The organism is Pseudomonas entomophila, from assembly GCF_023277925.1.
Lineage (GTDB): Bacteria > Pseudomonadota > Gammaproteobacteria > Pseudomonadales > Pseudomonadaceae > Aquipseudomonas > Aquipseudomonas entomophila_D.
The window spans coordinates 1642566-1661290 of sequence record NZ_CP063832.1 but is presented as its reverse complement, the minus strand read 5'-3'; the positions used below and the strand labels follow the sequence as shown (position 1 = coordinate 1661290).

The window sequence follows — 18725 nt, the reverse complement described above, 5'->3', positions numbered from 1 at the left end:
TCTAAACCCTGAATTGACGCAACAATTGCTCCAGCTCCTCGCTCAAGCGCGCCAGTGCAGCACCCGCATCGCTGGACTGGCGCGCCGCCTCGGCGGTCTGCTGCGAAAGATCGGCGGTCTCGGTCACGTTGCGATTGATCTCCTCCACCACGTGCGATTGCTGCAGGGTGGCGCTGGCGATCGAAGCGTTCAGCGCGCCCAGGTTGCCCAGGGCCTGGCTGATGGCGTCGAGGCTGGTGCCCGCTTCGCGAGCCTGCTCGACCGTCTGGCGCGAGGCTTCGCTGCTGGTGTCGATGGCCTTCACCGCCGCTTCGGACTGGCCCTGCAGGTGCTCGATCATGGTCTGGATCTCGGCGGTCGACTGCGCGGTACGCTGGGCCAGCAGGCGCACCTCGTCGGCGACCACGGCGAAGCCGCGCCCTTGTTCACCGGCCCGGGCCGCCTCGATGGCCGCGTTGAGGGCGAGCAGGTTGGTCTGTTCGGCGATCGAGCGGATCACTTCGAGCACACCACCGATTTTCGTGCTGTGGCTGGCCAGTTCGCGGATGACCTTGACGGCCTGGTCGATGGTCGCCGAGAGCCGGTCGATCTGCTGAAGGCTGCCGTGGATCGCCTGCTGGCCGTGGCCGACCTGCTGCTGGGCATTGCGCATCTCGCTGGCGGCCTGCTCGGCATGCTTGGCCACATCGTGCACGGCGTAGGTGACCTCGTTGACCGCCGTGGCCACCTGGTCCATCTGCAACGACTGCTGGGCACTGCGGGCCTGGGCGGAACCTGCGTTGTCGCCGACGTGGCTGGCCGATTCGGCCAGGGCGTGGGCGGCGCCTTGCAGTTGGCCGATCACGCCTTGCAACTTGCCGTTGAAGCGATTGAAGTGCTCACCCAGGTGGGTGATTTCGTCACGGCCATGGGTATCCAGGCGGCGGGTCAGGTCGCTTTCGCCACTGGCGATATTACCCATGGCCTGTACTGCCTCCTGCAGCGGTTGGGCAATGCTGCGGGCGATGAGCACCACCAGCAGGGTCATCAACAGGGCGATGCCCAGGCCCAGCAGCGAGGCGTCGCGTAGCTGGCGAGCGAATTCAGCCTGCACATCGTCGACATAGACGCCCGAGCCGATGATCCAGCCCCAGGGCTTGAACAGCTGTATGTAAGAAGTCTTGGCCACGGGGTCGCTGGCCCCGGGCTTGGGCCAGCGGTAATCGACCGGCCCGGCGCCCTGGCTGCGGGCGAGGGCGACCATCTCGTTGAACACGGCGAAGCCGTCGGGGTCGCGGATGGCGGAGAGGTCCTGGCCATCGAGCTTGGGGTTGGCCGGGTGCATGACCATCCGCGGGGTCAGGTCGTTGATCCAGAAATAATCGTTCTGGTCGTAGCGCAGGCCACGCACAATGGTCAGCGCCTGTTGCTGCGCGGCCTCGCGGCTGAGCGTGCCGGCCGCTTCCAGGCCTTGGTAATAGGCCAGCACGCCGGCGGCGGTCTGCACCACGTGACGGGTCTTCTCGGCCTTGGCCTGATACAGGTCGCCATGGATCTGGCGCAGCATCAAAAGCCCCAGTACCACCAGCATGGCCACGGCGACCAGCAAAATCAGCCACAGGCGGCGGCTGATCGACATCGACCTCAGGGTCTTCATGATGCATTACTCCGGAGTTTTTCTTTTTATCCAAGGCATCCAAGCATGCTTTGCCGGCAGTCCCTACTCGACCAACGGCTAAGTGCCCGCCGAGACAATCCGTGTTGCAGGTAATGCAAGCCTTCAAAGGGGCGCTCTGCTAGGATTTCGGCCGCGCCAGATGAAACCTTTAGTCCACTGAACGGTTCAGCTGGCTTTGCGACCAACTGTCGCTGTAAAACAGCCTCGCCTTCCATAGGCACGAACATGCAAATCAAAAACAAGGGGCCTGCCACCGGCAGCGTTTCACTGGGGGAATGATGGATTTTTGGAGTGCCTTGCAGGCAATTATCTTGGGCGTGGTCGAGGGCCTGACGGAGTTCCTGCCGATTTCAAGTACCGGGCACCAGATCATCGTCGCTGACTTGATCAACTTTGGTGGTGAGCGCGCCATGGCGTTCAACATCATCATTCAGCTCGGTGCCATCCTCGCCGTGGTGTGGGAGTTCCGCCGCAAGATCTTCGATGTGGTGCTGGGGCTACCCACCCAAGCACCTGCCCGGCGGTTCACCATTAACCTGCTGATCGCCTTCTTCCCGGCAGTGGTGCTGGGGGTGCTGTTCGCCGACCTGATCCATGAATACCTGTTCAACCCCATCACCGTGGCTGCGGCGCTGGTGGTCGGCGGGGTGATCATGCTCTGGGCGGAGCGTCGCCAGCACCGCATCGAGGTTGACCATGTCGACGAGATGAGTTGGCACCACGCGTTGAAGATCGGTTTCGTCCAGTGCCTGGCGATGATCCCAGGGACCTCGCGTTCCGGCTCGACCATCATTGGTGGCCTGCTGTTCGGCCTGTCACGCAAGGCCGCCACCGAGTTTTCGTTCTTCCTGGCCATGCCGACCATGGTCGGGGCGGCGGTTTATTCGGGCTACAAGTACCGCGAACTGTTCCAGCCAGGCGACTTGCCGGTGTTCGCCCTGGGCTTCGTGGTGTCGTTCATCTTCGCCATGATCGCCGTGCGTGGGTTGCTCAAATTCATTGCCAACCACAGCTATGCGGTGTTCGCCTGGTACCGCATCGCCTTCGGCTTGCTGATCCTGGCGACCTGGGAGTTCGGTTGGGTCGACTGGTCGACGGCGCACGGCTGATGGCGCGTGGGCAGGAAAGCGTGCGCAACGCACGCCTGAAGCTTCTGGTACTGGCCGGGTTATGCCTGTTGCCGGTGCTGGGCGGCCTCCAGATGGGGTTGAATGGCCAGTCCTGGGTGCCTTTGGCGTTGTATCCGACGGTGAGCCTGGTCAGCCTGCTGCTGTACTGGCAGGACAAGCAGCAGGCGCGTACCCAGGCCTGGCGAACCCCGGAAAAGGTGCTGCACGCGAGTGAGCTGCTGGGTGGCTGGCCGGGGGCGCTCCTGGCGCAGCAGTTGTTCCGGCACAAGACCCGCAAGGTGTCGTATCAGGCCATGTTCTGGGGCATCGTGCTGTTGCACCAGGTGTTCTGGGCCGACCACCTGCTGCTGGGTGGGCGCTGGTTGGGTCGGCTGGTGTAATGCCCAGGTTTGGCGCGGCCCCTACAACGGCGCGTCCGCCCCCGTAAGCAACATCCCCACCTGCAAGCGCTTGGGCAGCCGCCGCACCACCAGTTGGTGCGAGCGGCGCAGCAGGTCGCTGAGCTCGTCGCGGCCCATGGGGTAGGGTTGCTCCATGCTGATCCACTTGGCCCTGGCCAGATAGGGCGCCGGGCGGATACCCGGGCGATCGCAGTAACCCAGGAATAGCTCGTCGGCAACCTTGAACGCCAATCCATCACCGTTGAGCCTCTGTATCGCGAACATCTTGTTGCCCGCCACCGAGAACACCCGGACCCCGCCCCACTTGTGATCTTCCCGTGCTCCAGGCAGGCCCAGGCAATACGCCGCAACCTGCGCTTCGGTCATCCTTTGCTCAGACATAACGTTCTCCACAGGCTTCGAACGAGGCGGCCAGGTGGTCGATCCACACCCTGACCGCAGGCAGCAACCCGCGCCGGTGCGGGTAGACCGCTTGTAGATAGCCGCCCGGCAGCGACCAGTCTGGCAACAGGCGAACCAACTCGCCACGTGCCAGCTCTTGCTCGCAGAACATGCTGGGTAGTGCGGTGAAACCCAGGCCCGCGCGCACCGCTGCGTTACGCACGACAAAGTCGTCGATGGCCAGGCGCGGCTCCAGGGCGACATCCTCCTGGCGCCCGTTGGGGCCGAACAGGCGAAAATGCACCAGGCGGTCGGCCTCGGCCGCGCCCAGCACGGGTAGCGTAGCTAACTCGGAGGGTTCGCGAATGTGATCGGCGAAGCCCGGCGCGGCCACCAACTGCATCTGCGCCTGGCGCAGGCGGCGGGTCACCAGGGCCGGGTCTTCATCGCCCAGGTCACGCACCCGCAGCGCGACGTCGATGCCTTCCGAAATCAGGTCCACTCGACGATTGAGCAGCACCATGTCCAGCTGTACCAGCGGGTACTGGGCGAGAAAGCGGCTGATCACATCCGGCAGGAAGGCATGGGCCAGGGCCACCGGGCAAGACACCCGCAACCGGCCACGGGGCTCGCTGGACATGCTGGCCACTACTTCATCGGCCATTTCCGCTTCCAGCAACATGGCCTGGCAATGGTGCAGGTAACGTTCGCCCACCGCTGTGAGCTTGAGTTGCCGGGTAGTGCGTTGCAGAAGGCGCGTGCCCAGGCGCTCCTCCAGCTCGGCGATGCGCCGTGACAGGCGTGACTTGGGGATGCCCAGCTGGCGCCCGGCGGCGGCGAAACCACCGGCTTCGACCACCCGGGCGAAGTAGAAGAGGTCGTTGAGGTCTTGCATTTGGCCGTCTCATTGTTCCATCAGTGGAACAAACTAACGCATTTTTGCTGGCTTATCAGCCATTCGCTGTATCGATAGGATTCTCTCCATCGTGATCGCCCACCGCCGCGGTCTTCTTTCACAGGAGAGTCCCATGAAACTGTTGCATATCGATTCGAGCATCCTGGGCGACAATTCCGCCTCACGCCAACTGAGCCGCGAAGTGGTCGAGGCCTGGAAAGCCGCCGAGCCAGGCATCGAAGTGGTCTACCGTGACCTGGCCGCCGACGCCATCAGCCACTTCTCCGCCGCCACCCTGGTGGCCGCCGGTACCCCCGAGGAAGTACGCGATGCCGCCCAGGCCCATGAAGCCAAGCTCAGCGCCGAAACCCTGGAAGAGTTCCTCGCCGCCGACGCGGTGGTAATCGGTGCGCCGATGTACAACTTTACCGTGCCGACCCAGCTCAAGGCCTGGATCGACCGCGTCGCCGTCGCCGGCAAGACCTTCCGCTACACTGAAGCCGGCCCTGAAGGGTTGTGCGGTGACAAGAAGGTGATCCTGGTCTCCACTGCCGGTGGCCTGCACCACGGCCAGCCAACCGGCGTGGGCCACGAAGACTTCCTGAAAGTGTTCCTTGGCTTCATCGGTGTCACCGACCTGGAAATCGTCCGCGCGCACGGCCTGGCCTATGGCCCGGAGCACCGCGCCAAGGCCATCGACGCCGCCCAGGCGCAGATCGCCAGTGAGCTGTTCGCCGCAGCCTGATCCACCAAGCTATAAAAAAGCCGACCGTCGCCCAGGGCGCCAGTCGGCTTTTTTTCATGCTTTTTTCATGTTGGGCGAGTGAAACCGGTTCTAAGCTGGCGAGTACGTCCGCCATGCGGGCGTGGGAGCACCTGCGCATGAACAGATTCCTCACCTTGATCACCTGTGTGCTGCTCGGCAGCCTGATGGCCCAGGCCGACGCGGCGTCGTGGGTAGCTGGGTTGCATCGGCTCACCTTGACTGACCCGGTGGATGCCCGGCCCATGCAGGCGTTGGTGTTCTATCCCTCCAGCGGCGAGGCGCGCCCAGTGCGCATCGAAGGCTATCAGACCCGGGTCGCTGAAGATGCACCGGTGGCCATGGGGCACTTTCCCTTGCTGGTCATCTCCCACGGCAACGCGGGCAGCCCGATGGCCCTGCATGACTTGGCCAATGGCCTGGCGCGGCAAGGGTTCGTGGTGGTGGCGGTGATCCATCCCGGTGATAACGGCAGGGATCACAGCCGGCTGGGTACCCTCAGCAATCTCTACGGCCGCCCCTTGCAGATCAGTGCTGCCATCACGGCGGTGCGCGCAGACAAGCTGCTGGCACCTTATCTGAACGATGGCAAGGTTGGCGTGATCGGTTATTCCGCGGGCGGTGAGACCGCCTTGATCCTGTCGGGCGCCCGGCCCGACCTCGAGCGCCTGCGCCGCTACTGCCAGGTACGCCCCACGGACGCCGATGCCTGCAAGACCCACGGCGTGCTGATCGCCGACCACAGCGAGCTGGCTCCACGAGCGGACTCACGCGTAGGGGCGGTGATGTTGATGGCACCGTTGAGCCTGATGTTCGGTCGTCACGCCTTGGCGGGCGTACACGTGCCCGCGCTGATCTACAGCGGTGACAACGACCAGTTGCTGGCCCTCGAGCATAATGCCGATGCACTGGCGCGCAAGTTACCGGTCTCGCCAGACTACCGTTTGCTCTCTGGGGCCGGGCACTTCGTGTTCATGGCCCCCTGCGATGATGAGCAACACCTGCGCATGCCCGTGCTGTGCAAGGATGCCGACGGCGTCGACCGTCGCCATATCCACCGTTCGCTGCGCAGCGAGACCACGGCGTTCTTCAGCCAGGCGCTGGGTGCGCCGGAGCCGGCCGAGCGCTCAGCCGCGGCGAGCCAGCAGCAGGGTCAAGGCCACCCCTGACAGCGCCAGCAGGGCGGCAATTGCGAAGATCGAGGCGTACCCCCGCTGTACGGCCACCGCGCCCATCAATGGCCCGGCGATTGCCAGGGCCAGGTCGAAGAACACCGCATAGGCGCCCAGCCCCGCCCCACGGCTGCTGCTGGGGACCTTGCGGATCGCCTCCACACCCAGGGCGGGGTACACCAGCGACAGGCCGAATCCGGTCAGCCCGGCGCCCAGCATCGCCCACAGTGGTGAAGGCGCCAACCACAGCAACGTCAACCCCAGTACTTCTGTGGCCATGCAGGTGACCGCTACGTTGTAGCCACCGAAGCGGTTGACCGCATTGACGAACAGCAGCCGCGACAGGATGAAGCACAGGCCAAACGCGCTGAGGCACCAGGCTGCGCCGACCCAGCCGCGTTCAAGATAGTAGAGCGTGACGAAGGTGGTCAGGGTGCCGTAGCCAATCGATGCCAGGGTCAACCCCAAACCGCAAGGTGCGACCCGGCCGAACGCCGACCAGAACGGCAGGCGCTCACCGCGTACCACCTGCACCTCAGGGCGAGTGCGAAGCACCAGCAGGGCTATTATTGCCAGCGTCAGCAGGACAGGCCCCAGCACCACGAAACCCAGGCTGCCCACCAGCAGTACGCCCGCCGGTGCGCCAATGGCAATGGCGCCATACGAGGCGATACCGTTCCATGAGATCACCCGTGCGGTGTGTTCAGGCCCCACCTGGCCGATTCCCCAGCTCAAGGTCGCGACGCCGATCAGCCCTTGGGCGATACCCAGCAGCAAGCGGCCGCCCAACAACAGCGCCAGGCTCAGCCAGGGCAATGCAAGGGCCCATGCCGAGAGCAGCGTCAGTACGCCGCAGCCGGCGATGCCATACAGCCCATAGCGAATGGCGCGTTTGCCGCCCAGGGTGTCGGCGACTTGGCCGGCGAATGGGCGGCTGACCAAGGTGGCGAGGTATTGCAGGCCGATGGTCAACCCGGCGATGACCGCGCCGAAGCCCAGTTGGTCATGTACATGGCCAGGCAGCACCGCGATCGGCAGGCCGATGCAGAGGAAGGCAATGAAGGTATAGAAGACGATGGAGAGGATCTGCAGCGTGATGCCGGAGGTATTGCCGGGGGCAGGCTGTTGCGCGGTCATGGGCTCGTTCGCGGGCAGGCGGTGGGGCGTGGCGTCATGATGGGCGCTGCGTGGCAAAAAAGGAAGCAGGCTAACGAATAATTCGCGCAGCACTTGACCCCTGTAGGAGCCAGCTTTGCTGGCGAACACCGGTGTAGCCGGTGCCATCCACCGCGCCGCTTGCTTCGCTGGCACAGCCGACCCCTACAAGGGCCGCGCCAGTCAAGGAGGAGATGTCAGTGTTGCCGTTCGGCAACGGCCCTGAGCGTTCTGAGCGTAACGACCGGGGCGTCGACCACGAACCGGTTGGCCAGCCAGCCTGGGACATCACCAGCCGGATCGGCCTGCAATTGGTAGGTGACCTCGGTCAGCCGTTCGCCCAACGGCTTCATGACCCATTCGCCCCGCAGGTGGCGCACACGGATCAGCCCCGGCTGCTCGGGCAGTTTGCTCGGTTCTGCACTCAGGTGGCGTACCAGCGAGCCATCGTCCAGACGCTCGGTGCGCACCTTCAGCACGATATCCCGAGGCAGGGTGGGCCAGGGTAGATTGGTGGTCAGGTACACCCAGGTGCTGTCGCCATCGACCTCCAGAAGGCGCATCTGATCGCAGGCATACAACCATTTGCAGGCCACTCGCAGGTTTTCCTGCAAGTCGGTGAGGGTGCGTACGCTGGCTTTCATGGTGCTCACGCCGCGGAATTGCTGGTAAGGCGACTCGGCGACGGCGCTTAGATAGACACGGATGCCTTCGCGGTCATAAGCCAGGTTCCAGGCGCCGGCGGCCAGGGCGGTGGCTGACAACAGCAAGGCGGCGAACAGGGGGTAGCGGTTCATGGCCGGTACCGCGCGCACAGGGGACGAGTGGCCAGTATGCGCGGCAAACGGAGGGGTTGCCACGGAAAGAAATTCGCCGGCAAGCCAGCCCCTGCGGGAGACGGCTTGCCGGCGAAGGGCGATCAGCGCTGCGGGTTGAGCGTCAGGTGCACGTGGCGGTTGACGTCCTTGTACAGCAGGTAGCTGAACGGGCCAGGGCCGCCGGAATAGCAGGCCTGCGGGCAGAAGGCGCGCAGCCACATGAAGTCACCGGCCTCGACCTCGACCCAGTCCTGGTTCAGGCGGTACACCGCCTTGCCTTCGAGCACGTACAGGCCGTGTTCCATGACGTGGGTTTCGGCGAACGGAATCACGCCGCCCGGCTGGAAGGTCACGATGTTGACGTGCATGTCGTGGCGCATGTCGGCCATGTCGACGAAGCGGGTGGTCTTCCACGCACCTTCGGTGCCCGGCATCTCGATGACGGTGGCGTTGTCACGGTGGGTGACGAACGACTCGGGAACCGGCAGGCCCTCGACTTTCTGGTAGTGCTTGCGCAGCCAGTGGAAGGTGACGTTGGCCTTGCTGTTGTTGCGCAGGCTCCACTCGGCGCCTGGCGCGAGGAAGGCGTAGCCGCCCGGTACCAGGGTGTGGTGCTTGCCTTCGACGGTGATGTCGATCTGGCCTTCGACCAAGAACAGCACCGCTTCGGCGTTCGGGTCCAGCTCAGGGCGCTCGCTGCCGCCTTCGGGGGCGACTTCGACGATGTACTGGGAGAAGGTCTCGGCGAAACCGGTCAGCGGGCGGGCGATGACCCACATGCGCATCTTGTCCCAGAACGGCAGGTGGCTGGTGACGATGTCACGCATCACGCCCTTGGGGATGACGGCATAGGCTTCGGTGAACATGGCACGGTCAGTCAGCAGCTCGGTCTGAGCCGGGTGCCCACCGTGGGGGGCGAAGTAGGAAGGTTTCGACATGAACGGTCTCGACTTGTTGTTCTCTCCCCGTGCCTTTCTCCACACCGGCCGGTGCGTGCAGGGGATGCAGGGACAGCATAAGAGCCTGCTCGTGGCATCCACAAATTAAATGTTGAAATACCCGGTATTTGATTTTTGAATTTCCAGGTTCGCTGCCAGGGCAAGGTTTCCCTGGGGTGCAGAGCAGCGCCGGCGTTGAGCGAGACAGGAAGATACCGCTGCAGGAAATGACCTGCCGGGGGAACAAGGCTGTCCACTATTGCCGGGTCATGACACTGTTCCTCTTCGACAAATTTTTCACATCACCTTGCTAGGATCACGCGCTCTTCCAAGGAGCCGATTCGATGACGCAAATCCTGCGCAGGCGAGCTGTCCGCCTGGCCCTGGCCTCCACGGCTGGCCTTGTGGCCGGCACCCTGGGCTTCTTTGCCTGGCAGAGCTTCTACCCGGTACAGGCAGCCGACGGCTGGGAGGTGCAGGTGCTGCACAACTCGGTGACTCGCGCCGCCTCATTGTTACCCCAGGCCGATGGCAGCCTGCTGGTCAGCCGTGAGCTCAATGGCGGCAAGGGCAGTATCCTGCAGATCAGCGCCAGCGGTGAGCGTGTGGTGGTCCTCGAGGGCCTGTCCAAGCCGGATGGCATGGTGGCGGTCGATGGTGGCTGGGCGTTCAGCCAGGAAGTGGGCGGGGCGCCGGTCAGCCTGTCGCGCAATGGTCAGGTCACGGTGCTGTTCGAGGGTAACAACGTCCAGGGGCTGTACAACGATGGCGATCATCTCTATGCAATCGAAGACCGCAAGGGTGACGGGCGGTTGATGCGTTACGACTGGCGCAACGGGCAGCTTGAGGTCCTGCGCGCTGGCCTGACCGAGACCGAAGGCCTGACACGCTGCGCCGACGGGCGCCTGCTGTACACCGAGAAGGCCACTGGCAAGATCCGTGCGCTCCACGCGGACGGCGACGATCCGGTGGTGGTCGAGGGTTTGCGCAACCCCACCTTCCTGCTCTGCGACCAGCGTGGCCTGTGGATCAGCGAGGACTCCACCCACCGTGCCCGCCTGTTGCGCATCGATGGCGATGGTTCGCGGCATGTCGTGTTGAGCTACCTGAAGGCGCCCCAGGCCATCGTGCCTGACGGGCATGGCGGTTACCTGCTGGCAGAGGGCGGTCGTGATCGTGTGTTGCGCTTGAGCCCGCCCGTTTCGCAAAGTACGGCTGAGGTTGAAAGTGGCCACGGTGAGCCCGAGGCCTGAGCCTGGCGATGGGGCGGTTCGTCAGCAAGGCTGGCGCCTACGGGGTTATGCGCGTTGGCAAGCAAGTAACAGCGACTGTGGTACCGGGCTTTGCGGATGCTGTGGCTCCTGTAGCTCGACGAGGCTGAAACCTGCCATTTCCACCGCCTTCAACCAGCTGGACAGCGTGCGGAAATACCAGGGCATCGGTCGCCAATCACCCGCAAGGCCGGTAAACGATTCCTCCCGCCAGCCATCCTGGTAATCTCCGCCCGCCACGGTCCAGGGGTGAAGGGTCTGGATCAGCAGGCTGCCACCGGGCTTGAGCAAGCCATGCATCGCCGTGAGCAGGGGAATGATGTCTTGCTGCAACAGGGCGAAGTTGGCACAGATCAGGTCATAGTCGCGGCCAATCTCCACTTCGCCTGCCGCCAGTTGCGCGTAGCTGGCCAGGTACACGCTTGGCGAGCCCGCTGCCCGTGCGGCGTCGACGAGTGTCGCTTCGCCATCCACCCCGACAGCTTGCACCCCGCGATCAGCCAGGGCCCGCAGCAACCAGCCTTCGCCACAGCCCAGGTCGAGGGCACGCTCAGGCTGGCGCCCCAGCAGCGCAACGAGGATTGCCTGGTCGGTGACCTGACGGCGTGATTCGATGGCGCCGGAGCGCACGGCATCGATCCAGGCGGGTGCATTGTGTTGCCAGCTGGGCAGCAGGGCGTTGTCGGGGGTGGTCATGGTCGGGTTCGCCAGGCAGGGGTGGAGTGAGGATAGAGCAGATTCGCCCTTGTGCCTGTGAGCCTTTGCTCGGCACACTGGCGCTCCTTCGCGAAGGAGCGGCGCATGGCACTTTCGACAACGGATTTCACCACCCGGCTGCTGCTCGATGCCGAGATCGGCCCTGGCATGCGGGTACTCGACGTGGGCTGTGGCAAGGGCGATGTGACCTGGCTGCTGGCCAGGCTCGTGGGGCGAGACGGCGCGGTGGTCGGCGTCGACCAGCAGGTCGAGGCGCTCGCGTGCGCAGGCCAACGCGAAGCGCCTGCAGGCGCTGCGACACCGATGTTCATCCCGTGTGATCTGTACGCGCTGCCGGATAGCCTCGGGTGGTTCGACGCCATCGTTGGTCGTCGGGTCCTGATGTACCAGGCGGATGGGGTGAAGGCCTTGCGCACGCTGGCTCGGCATCTGTTACCTGGCGGGGTGATGGTGTTTCAAGAGCATGACACGACCCTGGTGCCGGCCAGCCTCGAACCGTTCCCGCTGCACCGCAAGGTTCAACTTTGGCTGCAGCGCATGATCGCCCTCGAAGGGGCGGACTTGCACATCGGTTTCAACCTGCAGCGCCTCTTCAGTGAAGCGGGGCTCGCCGTCGAGGATCTGCGCGCCGAGTTGCTGGTACAGGCACCCGATCAGCCCTACGCCTTGGGCGATATCGTCCGCGCCTGCCTGCCACGGATCGTCGCCCTGGGCGTGGCGACGGCGAGGCAGGTCGGCATCGAGACTTTGCAGGCCCGCCTGGACGCCGAGCGCCGGGCGACATCGGCCATCTACATCGGTGACGTGGCGTTCGGCGTGATCGGGCGCAAGCGCTGAACGCCACGTCCGCTTTAGAGTGGTTCAGGCCGCAGCAGCGGTTTTTTCATCACCACTTTGATCCACACCAGTGCGATCAGCGATACCACCGCCAGCACCACGCCCGCCGTACCAAAGATCTTCAGGCTCATGTCCGGACTGGGCGAGGCGTTCCAGATCGCATACAGCATGCCGCCGATACCGAACAACTGCGGCAGCGGATAGAACGGCGTACGGAAAGGCCGCGTCAGGTGCGGGTAGCGATGGCGCAGGGCGATGACATCGAGATGGACGATGATGTAGGCCAGCAACCAGGCCAGCGCAGCCGCCAGTAGCAACAGGTTGATCGCCGCGGCGTCCTGGCCCATCAGCAGGATCGGCAGGCCGGTGATCGCCGCGACGAACAGCACCGCCACCCACGGTGTGCGCGCACGCGGGCTGAGCCGTTTGAACTGCGGGAATGCCTGGCCATTGCAGGCCATGCCGTAGAGCATCCTCGGAATGGCGGCCAGGGAGGTATTCAGGGTGCTGCAGGTGGCGGTCACTGCGGCGATCACCAGGAACATCTCGCCGGTCTTGCCGAACACGGTAGTGGCGAACAGGTAATGCGGCAGCGCATCGCTGGCCAAGGCCTCGCGTGGCACCAGGAACAGCGCGCCCAAGCCGTACAGGCCGATGGTGGCGAAGATCACGGTCAGGCCGATCATCATCGAGCGCGGGATATTGCGCTCGGGCTTGCGGGTTTCTTCCACCAGCGAGCAGACGAACTCGGCGCCGACGAACCCCCACACGGCCATGGCGGTCAAGGCCAGCACGCCCGCGCCCATGGGGTTCCAGTCAACGTGCAGCAGCGTGGTGGTGGCGCCCTCGGCATGGCCTTTACTGATCGCGGCGACGCCGAGGATCAACAGCACCACGACCATCACCACCGCCATGGCGCTCTGCAACTTGGCGAAGATGTCGATGCCCATGAGGTTGAGCAGGGTGAACACGGCCAGTACGCCAAATGCCACGCTGTACTGGGGGAACACGCCGGGGTAGACCTTGCCGATGATAAGGTCCAGGAGCAGCAGTTCGGCCGAGAGGGCGAACATCGCCACCACCACGTAGCCGGAGAAGGTGGCGAGGATGGCTGGGAAGTGCCCGAGGGCGACCTCGGTGTAGCTCGACAGGCTGCCGGCGCGCGGCACCAGCAGGGCCAGTTCGGAGAAGGAGCAGGCGTAGCTCAGGGCCAGCAGGTAGGCCAGCCCCAACGGTACGATGAAGCCCAGGCCAGCGGCGCCGACGCCCTGGAGCATCATCACCATCACCCCTTGCGATACCACCAGGCCGACCGCCACCGCCAGCAGCGACCCCAGCCCCAGGACCCGGCGAAAACCGGCTTGATCGTGCTGCACGCTGGCAGGCACGGATGCACTTGCACTCATGAGAGTTTCCCCGCTCGTTGTTGTTGTAGTTGCGCCAGATAGTGGAACAGGGGCCGGGGTGGGGAAATTAGTAAAAATGTGGTCGATGCAGAGCAAAAAGCTGGCGCAACGCTGTAGGAGCCAGCCTTGCTGGCGAACCGGGGGCAGCCCCGGTTCTGAAATTCGCCACCAAGGCGGGCTGCTACAGGGCGCCAGAAGGTCGCCTTGACCTGCAGCCCCACCTACACGGGCTTTGCCGGCGAACGGGGACGACGCGGTCTATGGCAATGCGTAGGCCATCACATAGTCGCCACGGTCGGTCGATTGGCGCGCGCCGCCAGCGGTGACCACCACGTACTGCTTGCCGGACTTGGGCGACACATAGGTCATCGGGCCACCCTGGCTGCCGACCGGCAGGCGAGCCTTCCAGATCTCGTTGCCATTGCCGCTGTCGTAGGCGCGCAAGTAGAAGTCCTGGGTGCCGGCGATGAACACCAGGCCACCTTGGGTCGCCAGGGTGCCACCCAGCGTCGGCAGGCCGATCTTGATCGGCAGGTGCATACGGATCCCCAGCGGGCCGGTGTCCTCGACGGTGCCAACCGGCACCTGCCAGGCGATCTGCCGGGTGTTCATGTCGATGGCGGTCAGGGTACCGAACGGCGGGGCCTGGCAGGGGATGCCGGCCACCGACAGGAAGCGGTTCTTGTTCACCGCGTAAGGGGTGCCCTTGAGCGGCACCGCACCCATACCGGTGTTCAGTGCCTCGCCACCGGAGGCCGCCGAGCCCTGGTTCTGCGACGGGAGCATCTGGATCCACAGGCCCAGGCGCATGTCGTTGACGAAGATGAAACCGTGCACCGGGTCGGTGGAAATGCTGCCCCAGTTCATGCCACCCAGCGAGCCTGGGAAGCTCAGCGACAGGTCGGTGCCGGGCGCGGTGTACAGGCCGTCGTAGCGCATCGTCTTGAAGTCGATGCGGCACAGCAGTTGGTCATAGGGGGTGGCGCCCCACATGTCCGACTCGGTTAGTGTCTGTGCGCCGATTTGCGGCATGCCGACGGACTTCGGCTGGGTCGGGGAATACGGCTCGTTGGGAATGTTGCCGGGCTTGACCGGCACCTCATCGACTTGGGTCAGCGGCTTGCCGGTGGCGCGGTCGAGTACATAGATCTGCCCAGCCTTGGTGCCGATCACCACGGTAGGCACGGTCTGGCCGTCGTCTCGGGTGAAGTCGACCAGGCTTGGTTGCATCGGCAGGTCGAAATCCCACAGGTCGTTGTGCACCGTCTGGTACACCCACTTTTCGTTGCCGGTGGTGGCGTCCAGGGCCAGCACCGAGGCGCCGTACCTGTGGTCCAGCTGGCTGCGTTCGACCCCGTAGATGTCGGTGGAGGAGGAGCCCATCGGCAGGAACAGCGTGTTCATTGCCGGGTCGTAGGACATCGGTGCCCAGCTGTTGGGGGTGCTGCGCACGTAGCTCTTGCCTTTGGCCGGGGCATTGCGGTCCAACGGGTTGCCGGGGTCGAAGGCCCAGCGCATGGCGCCGGTGATCACATCAAAGCCACGAATCACGCCGCCGGGCATGTCAGTCTGCACGTTGTCGGCGATACGGCCGCCCACCACCACGGTGGTGCCAGCCATCAGCGGCGCCGAAGACAGTTGGTAGTAAGCATCGGGCACGTCACCCAGGCCCGCCTTGAGGTCGACCTGGCCGTTATCGCCGAAGCCCTGGCAGAACGCACCGGTGTCGGCGTCGACGGCGATCAGGCGGCCGTCGATGGTGTTGGTCAGTAGGCGACGCTGGCAGTTGGCGCCGGCCGGTACGCTGGCGGTGGTGATTGGCGAGCTGTTCGGTTGAGTGGGCTGGGCGATGGGGGCGCTGGCGTCGAAATAGGCCATGCCGCGGCAACGTTGCCAGACCTTGGACTGGGCGTTGATCGCGTTCTTCCACAGTTCCTTGCCGGTATCGGCATCGAGGGCGATCAGGTTGTTGTGCGGGGTGCAGATGAACACCTTGTCGCCGACCTGCAGCGGGGTCAGCTGGTCTTCCGCGCCATTGCCATCGCTGATGGCCACGTCGCCGGTGTGGTAGGTCCAGGCCACCTTGAGCTGGTCGACGTTGCCGCGGTTGATCTGGTCCAGCGCGGCGAAGCGGCTGCCGCCCTCGGTATTGCCGTAGTGGGCCCAGTCTTTCTGCTGGTGGCCGGCCTCGACCGGGGTCAGGCCCGGGCCCTTGCCGGTGGGGGCGACGCTGGGGTGGGCGACGAACAGGTTGCCCGCGGCGATGGCCAGCAGCACGGCCAGCACACCGGCCACATAATAGGCGCCACGGGCCTTGCGCCGCACCAGTTGCGGGTAGGCCAGCGCCACCACCAGGCCGATCGCGGCGAACATGAACAGGCGTGAGAACAGCGGCCAGAACACCAGGCCGGCGTCGCTCACCGCCCAGAGCGCGGTGCCGGTCAGGAACACGGCGTACAGCCAGGCACCGACCGGCTTGCGGCGGGCGATGAGCACACCGGCGATAGCCATGGCCAGGCCGCCGATGAGGAAGTACCAGGAGCCGCCCAGGCCGGCCAGTTTCATGCCGCCGGCGGCCAGTAACAGGCCGAGCAGGGCGATGACCACGCCCAGGCCGACCAGGATGAGGGTTGAGGCGCGCGGTGTGTCTTTCATGCAGGGATCTCGCAGGTGGAATACGGCGCAGTGTATGCCCTTAGCAAGCTAATTAACAAGTTAGTACATTTTATTTGGCGCCGCTTGCCGCCTGTTTCCAGGCGGGGTTGTCCACCTTGGCGTAGGGCGTTCGACCTCAGCATTGCAACCCCTCCAACAAACAGCGCAACGCTGTTTTCACGCGCTCCGCGGCTGCCTGCGGATCCTGTTGGGCGATCACCCACATGCCACTGTCGCCCATCGCGCCATTGATCAGATGGGCCATGGCCACCGCGTCGAACGCCCGCAACCTGCCGGCCTCCTGCAACTCCACCAGCCCCTGGGCCATGGGCCCGATGTAGCTTGCTTCCTCAAGCTCGCGCAGACGGGTGCCCAGCACCGCGGGGGCGTCTTGCAGAAGGATGCGGCGCAAGGCTTGGTCGTGCAGCAGGTCGTAGTAGTACAGGCAAGTGTCGATATAGCCCTCCCACGGGTCGTCATGCAGGGCGAAGCGCTCGTCCAGCAATCGATTGATGTCCTCCAGCAGGCTTTGCACCACGGCGGTGAACAGCCCGGCCTTGCCGCCGAAGTGGTGATGCAGCGCGCCTCGAGTGAGGTCGGCCTCGGCGCAGAGGTCGTCCATGACCACGGCGGCAAAGCCTTTTTCACTGAACTGGCGGCGGGCCACGGCGATCAGCCGCTCGGTGGTGTCGGCGCTCATGGCGGCGCGGCTGCGACGGGGGGCGGGCATACGGTTCTCCAAGTGTAAGGTGGCGACTGCAAATTAGCATACGTTGCGTATGTCAATAAATGGCATTAGCATACGCTGCGTATGTCAAATGGAGGTTTTCACCGTGACTGCTTCTGTCCTGCGCCCGCAGAGCGCCTGGTTGGGTGAGCTGCCGGGGCTGTTGCGCCTGGCTTTGCCGCTGGTATTGGGCCTGTCGGCCGCCGAATTGATCAGCCTGACCGACACCGTGCTGCTTGCATCGCTCGGTACGTTGGTGCTGGCGTGTGTGTCGCTGACCGCCAGCGCCGGCCTGATTTTTCACGCTGGGCTCTACGGGATGCTCGCCACGCTTAGCGTACGTGCCGGCCTTGCTTTTGGTGCCGACGATCCGGGCGCGGTGGCGCGCACCTTGCGCGCCGGCCTTGGCTATGGGCTGCTGGTCGGTGTGCTCGGCTGCCTGGCAATGCTCGCCAGCCTGCCGGTGTTGCAGTGGCTGGGTGTGCCGTTGCCGGACGTGGCGTTGTTGACCCCCTACTGGCAAGCCATGGCGGTGTTCCTGATCCCGTATTGCCTGGCGGTGGTGTTCAAGGATGTGCTGGAAGCCATCGGCCGCCCTTGGGTGGCGGTGCTGCTGGTGATGAGCGCGGTGCTGTTCAACATCCCGTTGAGCTACGGCCTGATCCATGGCCATTTCGGCCTGCCCGCGCTGGGGCTGGTGGGCGCCGGTATCGCCGGGGTGATCGCCGAGTCGCTGGCTGTGCTGCTGGCCCTGGCGTACTGGCGGCTGGCACCGTCGTTGGCGCGCTACCGCCAGGCACCTCGTGGGCAACCCCTGCATTGGCGGACGCTGCTGGGCGAGGGCTGGCCGTTGGGGCTGGGCTACCTGGCCGAGGCTGGTGCGGTGGTGATCGCCGCCTGGATGCTGGGTTGGCTGGGCAATGCGGCGTTGGCGGCCAACCAGGTGGTGCAGTCGATCGGCGCGCTGCTGTACATGCTGCCGCTGGGCATGGCCGCGGCGGTGAGCATCCGCATCAGCCAGGCCCAGGGGCGTGGCGAGCCGGCAAGGGTGCGGGCCATCGGCAGCGCCACCTTCATCAGCGTGACCGCCTGGATGGTCATCGCCACGGTGCTGCTGGCCGTATTCGGGCGCCGAATCGCCGAAGCCATGAGCGATGACCCGCAGGTCGTCGCCATCGCCGTGCCGATGTTTGTGGTGGTAGCCGCCATGCAGGTGGCCGATGGCTTGCAGTCCACCGCGTTGGGCGCGTTGCGTGGGTTGCAGGATTACCGCTGGCCGGTGGGCGTGACCATGGTCAGCTACTGGCTGCTGGCACTGCCGTTGAGTTACTGGCTGGCGTTCCATTCCGAACTGGGGGCGGTGGGCGTGTGGGTCGGCTTTGCCTGTGGCCTGGCCGTGGCGGCACTGCTGCTGCCCTGGCGCTTCTACTGGTTGCAGGCCCGGCCGGCAGAGCAGGCGCTGCTTCAGGCGCCGTAGAACACCGCCAGCCATACCGTGGCCACGCCGGCCTCGGTCCATTCCACCCGGTGGCGGCAGTGGGGCGGGATATCCAGGTAATCGCCGGGGCGCAGTACGCGTGCCTGGGGCTCGTGTTCCAGGCGCAAACCTGCGCTGCCGCTGAGCAGCACGACCCACTCGCCTTCGGCCTGGTCGTACCAGAAGCCCGCTGGGCTGGCCTGGCCGCTGGAGACGATGCGCTCGATACGCAGGCCAGGGCGGCGCAGCAGGTCGTCGAATTGCTCGGCGGCCTGTGGATCGGGGGTGGGCAGGGCGGTGAAGAGGTTGGCGAGCATGGCGGCCT

Annotated in this window: 18 protein-coding genes and 1 pseudogene; 7 read left to right on the top strand and 12 right to left on the bottom strand. The window is 64.9% G+C overall.

Translation table 11 applies throughout. The features are described from left to right. Position 1: 1 nt before the first annotated feature. Both IM733_RS25675 and IM733_RS25670 read right to left on the bottom strand, forming a co-directional pair. A complete protein-coding gene (locus IM733_RS25675; protein ID WP_432760415.1) occupies positions 2-736 on the bottom strand; it encodes a methyl-accepting chemotaxis protein in 735 nt (244 codons plus the stop codon). Between the two features lie 138 nt (positions 737-874). Then, positions 875-1546 (bottom strand): annotated as a pseudogene (locus IM733_RS25670) (cache domain-containing protein); the annotation flags it as partial. A gap of 389 nt (positions 1547-1935) precedes the next feature. Between IM733_RS25670 and IM733_RS07265 the strand changes: the two are divergent. Further along, complete coding sequence (locus tag IM733_RS07265) at positions 1936-2766, top strand: undecaprenyl-diphosphate phosphatase (protein ID WP_248920223.1); 831 nt, start codon at positions 1936-1938, stop codon at positions 2764-2766. Further along, entirely contained in the window at positions 2766-3167 is a 402-nt protein-coding gene (locus tag IM733_RS07260; RefSeq protein ID WP_248921137.1) for a DUF1294 domain-containing protein, read from the top strand. The genes IM733_RS07265 and IM733_RS07260 overlap by 1 nt, the downstream gene beginning before the upstream one ends. A 21-nt stretch (positions 3168-3188) precedes the next feature. Here IM733_RS07260 and IM733_RS07255 read toward each other — a convergent pair whose 3' ends face one another. Continuing rightward, entirely contained in the window at positions 3189-3569 is a 381-nt protein-coding gene (locus tag IM733_RS07255; protein ID WP_248920222.1) for an MmcQ/YjbR family DNA-binding protein, read from the bottom strand. Further along, the gene (locus IM733_RS07250; protein WP_248920221.1) at positions 3562-4464 is read right to left on the bottom strand and encodes a LysR substrate-binding domain-containing protein; all 903 of its coding nucleotides are present in this window, start codon (positions 4462-4464) and stop codon (positions 3562-3564) included. Before IM733_RS07250 ends, IM733_RS07255 begins: the two co-directional genes overlap by 8 nt. A gap of 133 nt (positions 4465-4597) precedes the next feature. Between IM733_RS07250 and IM733_RS07245 the strand changes: the two genes are divergently transcribed. Together IM733_RS07245 and IM733_RS07240 are read left to right on the top strand one after the other, a co-directional pair. Further along, positions 4598-5209, top strand: coding sequence for an FMN-dependent NADH-azoreductase (locus tag IM733_RS07245; RefSeq protein WP_248920220.1), 612 nt, complete (start codon positions 4598-4600; stop codon positions 5207-5209). A gap of 137 nt (positions 5210-5346) precedes the next feature. Next, a complete protein-coding gene (locus IM733_RS07240; protein WP_248920219.1) occupies positions 5347-6396 on the top strand; it encodes an alpha/beta hydrolase family protein in 1050 nt (349 codons plus the stop codon). On the opposite strand, the gene IM733_RS07235 is transcribed toward IM733_RS07240, so the two are convergent. From IM733_RS07235 to IM733_RS07225, 3 genes are all read right to left on the bottom strand, one after another. Further along, complete coding sequence (locus IM733_RS07235) at positions 6355-7536, bottom strand: MFS transporter (RefSeq protein WP_248920218.1); 1182 nt, start codon at positions 7534-7536, stop codon at positions 6355-6357. The two genes, IM733_RS07240 and IM733_RS07235, sit on opposite strands and share 42 nt — an antisense overlap. A 215-nt stretch (positions 7537-7751) precedes the next feature. Then, positions 7752-8351 carry an START domain-containing protein gene (locus IM733_RS07230; RefSeq protein WP_248920217.1) on the bottom strand — a complete coding sequence of 200 codons (600 nt, stop codon included), beginning with the start codon at positions 8349-8351 and terminating at the stop codon, positions 7752-7754. 122 nt (positions 8352-8473) lie between these two features. Continuing rightward, on the bottom strand, positions 8474-9310 hold the full coding sequence (locus tag IM733_RS07225; protein ID WP_248920216.1) for a bifunctional allantoicase/(S)-ureidoglycine aminohydrolase: 837 nt from the start codon (positions 9308-9310) through the stop codon (positions 8474-8476). A gap of 344 nt (positions 9311-9654) precedes the next feature. On the opposite strand from IM733_RS07225, the gene IM733_RS07220 reads away from it, so the two are divergent. Further along, positions 9655-10563, top strand: coding sequence for a hypothetical protein (locus IM733_RS07220; protein WP_248920215.1), 909 nt, complete (start codon positions 9655-9657; stop codon positions 10561-10563). Positions 10564-10608: 45 nt separating this feature from the next. Here IM733_RS07220 and IM733_RS07215 read toward each other — a convergent pair whose 3' ends face one another. Continuing rightward, the gene (locus IM733_RS07215; protein WP_248920214.1) at positions 10609-11277 is read right to left on the bottom strand and encodes a class I SAM-dependent methyltransferase; all 669 of its coding nucleotides are present in this window, start codon (positions 11275-11277) and stop codon (positions 10609-10611) included. 105 nt (positions 11278-11382) lie between these two features. Here IM733_RS07215 and IM733_RS07210 point away from each other — a divergent pair, with 105 nt between their 5' ends. Then, complete coding sequence (locus tag IM733_RS07210) at positions 11383-12135, top strand: methyltransferase domain-containing protein (RefSeq protein ID WP_248920213.1); 753 nt, start codon at positions 11383-11385, stop codon at positions 12133-12135. 14 nt (positions 12136-12149) lie between these two features. Here IM733_RS07210 and IM733_RS07205 read toward each other — a convergent pair whose 3' ends face one another. The 3 genes from IM733_RS07205 to IM733_RS07195 form a co-directional block, all read right to left on the bottom strand. After that, complete coding sequence (locus IM733_RS07205; protein ID WP_248920212.1) at positions 12150-13541, bottom strand: APC family permease; 1392 nt, start codon at positions 13539-13541, stop codon at positions 12150-12152. 258 nt (positions 13542-13799) lie between these two features. Then, the gene (locus IM733_RS07200; protein WP_248920211.1) at positions 13800-16196 is read right to left on the bottom strand and encodes a glucose/quinate/shikimate family membrane-bound PQQ-dependent dehydrogenase; all 2397 of its coding nucleotides are present in this window, start codon (positions 16194-16196) and stop codon (positions 13800-13802) included. Between the two features lie 136 nt (positions 16197-16332). Next, positions 16333-16926 (bottom strand): TetR/AcrR family transcriptional regulator, encoded by a 594-nt coding sequence (locus tag IM733_RS07195; RefSeq protein WP_248920210.1) that lies wholly within the window; start codon positions 16924-16926, stop codon positions 16333-16335. Positions 16927-17029: 103 nt separating this feature from the next. Between IM733_RS07195 and IM733_RS07190 the strand changes: the two genes are divergently transcribed. Next, on the top strand, positions 17030-18400 hold the full coding sequence (locus IM733_RS07190; protein ID WP_248920209.1) for an MATE family efflux transporter: 1371 nt from the start codon (positions 17030-17032) through the stop codon (positions 18398-18400). Here the strand turns inward: IM733_RS07190 and IM733_RS07185 are convergent. Continuing rightward, a complete protein-coding gene (locus tag IM733_RS07185; RefSeq protein ID WP_248920208.1) occupies positions 18388-18717 on the bottom strand; it encodes a cupin in 330 nt (109 codons plus the stop codon). The two genes, IM733_RS07190 and IM733_RS07185, sit on opposite strands and share 13 nt — an antisense overlap. Positions 18718-18725: the final 8 nt, after the last annotated feature.

What these genes read in the sequence shown, in the direction of transcription:
- IM733_RS07230 (WP_248920217.1), bottom strand. Translation starts at nt 8,351, where the DNA reads ATGAACCGCTACCCCCTGTTCGCCGCCTTGCTGTTGTCAGCCACCGCC.
- IM733_RS07205 (WP_248920212.1), bottom strand. Translation starts at nt 13,541, where the DNA reads ATGAGTGCAAGTGCATCCGTGCCTGCCAGCGTGCAGCACGATCAAGCC.
- IM733_RS07200 (WP_248920211.1), bottom strand. Translation starts at nt 16,196, where the DNA reads ATGAAAGACACACCGCGCGCCTCAACCCTCATCCTGGTCGGCCTGGGC.
- IM733_RS07220 (WP_248920215.1), top strand. Translation starts at nt 9,655, where the DNA reads ATGACGCAAATCCTGCGCAGGCGAGCTGTCCGCCTGGCCCTGGCCTCC.
- IM733_RS07215 (WP_248920214.1), bottom strand. Translation starts at nt 11,277, where the DNA reads ATGACCACCCCCGACAACGCCCTGCTGCCCAGCTGGCAACACAATGCA.
- IM733_RS25675 (WP_432760415.1), bottom strand. Translation starts at nt 736, where the DNA reads ATGGACCAGGTGGCCACGGCGGTCAACGAGGTCACCTACGCCGTGCAC.
- IM733_RS07250 (WP_248920221.1), bottom strand. Translation starts at nt 4,464, where the DNA reads ATGCAAGACCTCAACGACCTCTTCTACTTCGCCCGGGTGGTCGAAGCC.
- IM733_RS07260 (WP_248921137.1), top strand. Translation starts at nt 2,766, where the DNA reads ATGGCGCGTGGGCAGGAAAGCGTGCGCAACGCACGCCTGAAGCTTCTG.
- IM733_RS07225 (WP_248920216.1), bottom strand. Translation starts at nt 9,310, where the DNA reads ATGTCGAAACCTTCCTACTTCGCCCCCCACGGTGGGCACCCGGCTCAG.
- IM733_RS07265 (WP_248920223.1), top strand. Translation starts at nt 1,936, where the DNA reads ATGGATTTTTGGAGTGCCTTGCAGGCAATTATCTTGGGCGTGGTCGAG.
- IM733_RS07235 (WP_248920218.1), bottom strand. Translation starts at nt 7,536, where the DNA reads ATGACCGCGCAACAGCCTGCCCCCGGCAATACCTCCGGCATCACGCTG.
- IM733_RS07255 (WP_248920222.1), bottom strand. Translation starts at nt 3,569, where the DNA reads ATGTCTGAGCAAAGGATGACCGAAGCGCAGGTTGCGGCGTATTGCCTG.
- IM733_RS07240 (WP_248920219.1), top strand. Translation starts at nt 5,347, where the DNA reads ATGAACAGATTCCTCACCTTGATCACCTGTGTGCTGCTCGGCAGCCTG.
- IM733_RS07245 (WP_248920220.1), top strand. Translation starts at nt 4,598, where the DNA reads ATGAAACTGTTGCATATCGATTCGAGCATCCTGGGCGACAATTCCGCC.
- IM733_RS07185 (WP_248920208.1), bottom strand. Translation starts at nt 18,717, where the DNA reads ATGCTCGCCAACCTCTTCACCGCCCTGCCCACCCCCGATCCACAGGCC.
- IM733_RS07210 (WP_248920213.1), top strand. Translation starts at nt 11,383, where the DNA reads ATGGCACTTTCGACAACGGATTTCACCACCCGGCTGCTGCTCGATGCC.
- IM733_RS07195 (WP_248920210.1), bottom strand. Translation starts at nt 16,926, where the DNA reads ATGCCCGCCCCCCGTCGCAGCCGCGCCGCCATGAGCGCCGACACCACC.